General features: G+C 70.1%; 6 protein-coding genes. 2 read left to right on the top strand and 4 right to left on the bottom strand.

Going from position 1 to position 3553, the window contains the following annotated elements; translation table 11 throughout:
* From E1294_RS51455 to E1294_RS51440, 4 genes are all read right to left on the bottom strand, one after another.
* A partial coding sequence (locus E1294_RS51455; protein WP_165977979.1) for an ATP-binding protein occupies positions 1–536 on the bottom strand: 536 nt, incomplete at its 3' end.
* A 143-nt stretch (positions 537–679) separates the two neighbouring features.
* Positions 680–1654 (bottom strand): FkbM family methyltransferase, encoded by a 975-nt coding sequence (locus E1294_RS51450; protein WP_132520522.1) that lies wholly within the window; start codon positions 1652–1654, stop codon positions 680–682.
* A gap of 77 nt (positions 1655–1731) precedes the next feature.
* The gene (locus E1294_RS51445; RefSeq protein ID WP_165977978.1) at positions 1732–2151 is read right to left on the bottom strand and encodes an ATP-binding protein; all 420 of its coding nucleotides are present in this window, start codon (positions 2149–2151) and stop codon (positions 1732–1734) included.
* Positions 2148–2345, bottom strand: coding sequence for a DUF5999 family protein (locus E1294_RS51440; RefSeq protein ID WP_132520516.1), 198 nt, complete (start codon positions 2343–2345; stop codon positions 2148–2150). Before E1294_RS51440 ends, E1294_RS51445 begins: the two co-directional genes overlap by 4 nt.
* 195 nt (positions 2346–2540) lie before the next feature.
* Here E1294_RS51440 and E1294_RS51435 point away from each other — a divergent pair, with 195 nt between their 5' ends.
* Positions 2541–3296, top strand: a complete 756-nt coding sequence (locus E1294_RS51435) for a MerR family transcriptional regulator (protein WP_132520513.1) — start codon at positions 2541–2543, stop codon at positions 3294–3296.
* Between the two features lie 50 nt (positions 3297–3346).
* Positions 3347–3553 (top strand): ArsR/SmtB family transcription factor (locus E1294_RS51430; protein WP_132520510.1); only part of this gene is annotated, 207 nt, incomplete at its 3' end.

Raw genomic sequence — 3553 nt, 5'->3', positions numbered from 1 at the left:
GGGCGGGGGGTGTGGCCGTCGGGCAGCGACAGGGGCGGCACGGGCACGGCCTGCTCGCTGGCGATGCCGAGCGCCTGCCGGCTGGTGGCGAGGATGCGCAGGTCGCCGGCGGCGCGCAGCAGGGTCTCGGCGAGGACGGCGCATTCGTGCACGAGGTGTTCGCAGTTGTCGAGGATGAGCAGGGCCTGCTTGTCGTGCAGGTGGTCGGTGAGCACGTCGATGGGGGACGCGGCGGTGTGGCCGCGGATCTCCAGGGCTTCGACGACGCTCTCGGCGAGCAGGCCGGGCTGGTGCAGGGAGGCGAGTTCGACGAGCCATACGCCGTCGCGGAAGGAGCGGCGCACGTCCTGGCCGACGCGCAGGGCCAGGCGGGTCTTGCCGACGCCGCCGACGCCGGTGAGGGTGACGGCTCTGGATGCGGCCAGGAGTTTTCTGACCTCGGCCACTTCGTGCCGACGTCCGATGAAGCTGGTCACCTCTGCCGGGAGCCTGTCCGTGCGCTGCCCCCTGGAGGTGGTGGTCGTCACCGCTGTCATGGTGTGTGGCGCGACCGGCCGGCGGGTTTGCGTGGCGCCGGAGCCGTGTCGTCGTAACCCACAGTATGTGCCGGCCGCTGCTGCTGGGTGCCTGGTCAGGGGCACGTAGCCGGTTTTTGACCCTCTCATGGCGGTGTCGTGGTTCATGGGGTGGTGTGCCAGGGGCGCAGGGCGTCGAGGTGGTGTCGCCGGCCGATCGCCACGAGGTTGGAGCGGTAGAGGCCGATCGTGCCTGGGGCGTCGAGTCCGGCGCGGGTGGCGGGCCGCAGTACCTTGTCGAGTTCGTCGATGAGGAAGACCCAGGGGTAGCGGGCGAAGACGAGGTCGAGCAGTTCGCCGGCGGAGCAGCCGCAGTTGGCCTGGAGCTGGGGGTGGAGTTCGAACAGCAGGGTGGGCTGTGCGGTCAGGGTGTCGGCGGCGCCGTGCAGGACGAAGCCTTCGTAGCCTTCGACGTCGATTTTGATGATGTCGGGCGGGGCGAGGCCGTGGCGGGCGAGGTAGGCGTCGATGGAGGTCATGGGGATGGTGACGGTGCCGGTGGGTGTGCCGACGTTGGCCGCCGCGGCGGAGTGTTTGCCGGACTGCTCGCCTGACAGGTGCACGGTCAGGTCGCCGGGTGCGGCGCCCACGGCGACCGGTTCGATGGTGACGCGGGCGGTCAGGTCGTTGCGGTCGACGTTGCGCCGCAGGTAGCCGATGTTCTCGGGCACGGGTTCGAAGGCGATCAGGGTGCCGTCGGGCGGCAGGTGCGCGGCGCCGGTGCAGGCGTAGACGCCGATGTTGGCGCCGATGTCGAGGATGGTGCGGCTCGCGGCGGCCAGTCGTTCGAACAGGGTGACCTCGAACTCCTCGTAGTAGCCGGCCGAGACCGAGGGCATGATGGTGGCGTCCCAGGTGGGGCCGGTGAGCACGACGCCGCGGTAGCGGGCTTCCGCGTCGTGGTCGGAGGTGGTGACGCCCAGCCGGAACACCGTGTGGTAGAGGCGGTTGACCAGGGGGAGGCGGCGGACGCTCCGGCCGCGGAGCAGGATGCGGGTGATCTTGCTGCGGTTGGCGGCTCTGGCCGCTCGCATGACCGTGATGGCGGCTTTCTTGCGGAGGCGTTTGCTGGAGGTCATGGTGTGAGTCTGGTGCAGGCGGCGGCCTGATGAGCGCCAATGCCGGGATTGATTGCGGCTGGGCGGGCGGCGGCCGGTCAGCAGGCCTGGGCCTCGAGCGTCAGGGTGTCCTCGGCGGCCAGTTGCGGCAGCGGCAGGTCGAACCAGACACGCTTGCCGCGCCGGGTGCGGCTGCTGCCCCAGCCGGAGGCGAGGGCCTCCACCAGTTGCAGGCCGCGTGAGCTCTCGTCCTCGTGGCCGGCCGTGCGCAGGTGGGGCAGGTCGGGGCTGGCGTCCTCCACCTCGCAGCGCAGCAGGTCGCCGGTGAGCGACAGGCGTAGCCGGATGAGGCCGCGGGCGTGGCGTACGGCGTTGGTGACGAGTTCGCTGACCAGGAGCTCGGCGGCTTCGCTGCCGTGCGGCAGGCCCCAGGCGAGCAGTTGCGCGCGTACGGCGTGGCGGGCGCGCGGCACCGACGCGGATCGTGGCGGCAGGGTCCACGAGGCCGCCGCGCTCACCGTGCCCGCCCGGCGCAGGCGGCTCCGGCGGGGATGACGCTGCGGCCGTCGGGCAGCAGTTCGCCGGTGTCGTCGAAGAAGACGACCCCGTTGCACAGCAGCCCCCATCCCTGCTCGGGGTGGTATGCCACGAGGCGCGCGGCCTCGCGGCCGGCGGCGCCCGCGGAGGGACAGGGTGGCTGATGCTGGCACATGACTTCGATCCTCGCTTCCCGCTTCCCAGCGGATTGAGCTCACGTGACCAGACTGGTGCCTCCACCCACCCAAGAAGGAGGTGAAAAATCCCCATATGAGTACCTGTTTCCGCGTAGGTAGGTACCCGAATCCCCAGCTCAACCCCACCATGACAGGCTTGACCCTCACCCAACGTCACCTTGCAAGATGGAACCATGAGCTTCTCCGTAGGGCAGGTCGCCAGACTCGCCGGCATCACTGTGCGCACCCTGCACCACTACGACGAGATCGGCCTGCTCACCCCCGGCGAACGCACCCACGCCGGCTACCGCCGCTACACCGACGCCGACCTCGTCCGCCTGCAGCAGATCCTGCTCTACCGCGAGCTCGGCTTCGGCCTCGACGAGATCGCCGTCATCCTCGACGCACCCCACACCGACGAGCTCACCCACCTGCGCCGCCAGCACGAGCTCCTCACCCGCAAGGCCGAACGCCTGCACGAGGTCATCGCCGCCGTCGAACGCTCCATACAGGGCCGCACCCACAACATCGCCCTCACCCCCCAGGACCGCTTCGAAGTCTTCGGCGACTTCCAGCCCGAAGACCACGACCCCGAAGTCGAACGCCGCTGGGGCGACACCGAAGCGTACGCAGAAAGCCGCCGCCGCATCGCCACCTACACCAAAGCCGACTGGCTCGAACAGAAGGCCGAGGCCGCCGCCATCACCGACGACCTCGTCGCCGCCTGCAAAGCCGGCCTGCCCGCCGACGGCGAACACGCCATGGACCTCGCCGAACGCCACCGCGGCCACATCAACCGCTGGTTCTACCCCTGCACGCACGAGATCCACCGGTGCCTCGGCGACCTGTACGTCGACGACCCCCGCTTCCGCGCCACCTTCGACGATCTGGTCCCCGGCCTGGCCGGCTACGTCCGCCAGGCCATCCACGCCAACGTCCGCCGCGCCTGATCCCATACATGCCCTTGCGGGTATATAGCCGGGTGGGTATATTCGCCGCCATGCGCTTCGACGTGCTGGCCGACCCCGCCCGACGCCAGATCCTCGACCTCCTCCTCCAACGCCCCCACCTCGTCGGCGAACTCACCCACCACCTCGGCCTCACCCAACCCGGCACCAGCAAACATCTGCGAGCCCTGCGCGAAGCCGGCCTCGTCACCGTCCGCAAAGACGCCCAACGCCGCTGGTACGAACTCCGCGCCCAAACC

Origin of the sequence: Nonomuraea diastatica (assembly GCF_004349015.1) — a bacterium.
In the GTDB taxonomy this organism is placed as follows: domain Bacteria; phylum Actinomycetota; class Actinomycetes; order Streptosporangiales; family Streptosporangiaceae; genus Nonomuraea; species Nonomuraea diastatica.
Note: the sequence above shows the minus strand (reverse complement) of the source record. Positions and strands in the feature narration are given on the sequence as shown.

Coding starts and splice junctions, on each gene's coding strand:
- E1294_RS51435 (WP_132520513.1), top strand. CDS start 2,541: ATGAGCTTCTCCGTAGGGCAGGTCGCCAGACTCGCCGGCATCACTGTG.
- E1294_RS51440 (WP_132520516.1), bottom strand. CDS start 2,345: ATGTGCCAGCATCAGCCACCCTGTCCCTCCGCGGGCGCCGCCGGCCGC.
- E1294_RS51450 (WP_132520522.1), bottom strand. CDS start 1,654: ATGACCTCCAGCAAACGCCTCCGCAAGAAAGCCGCCATCACGGTCATG.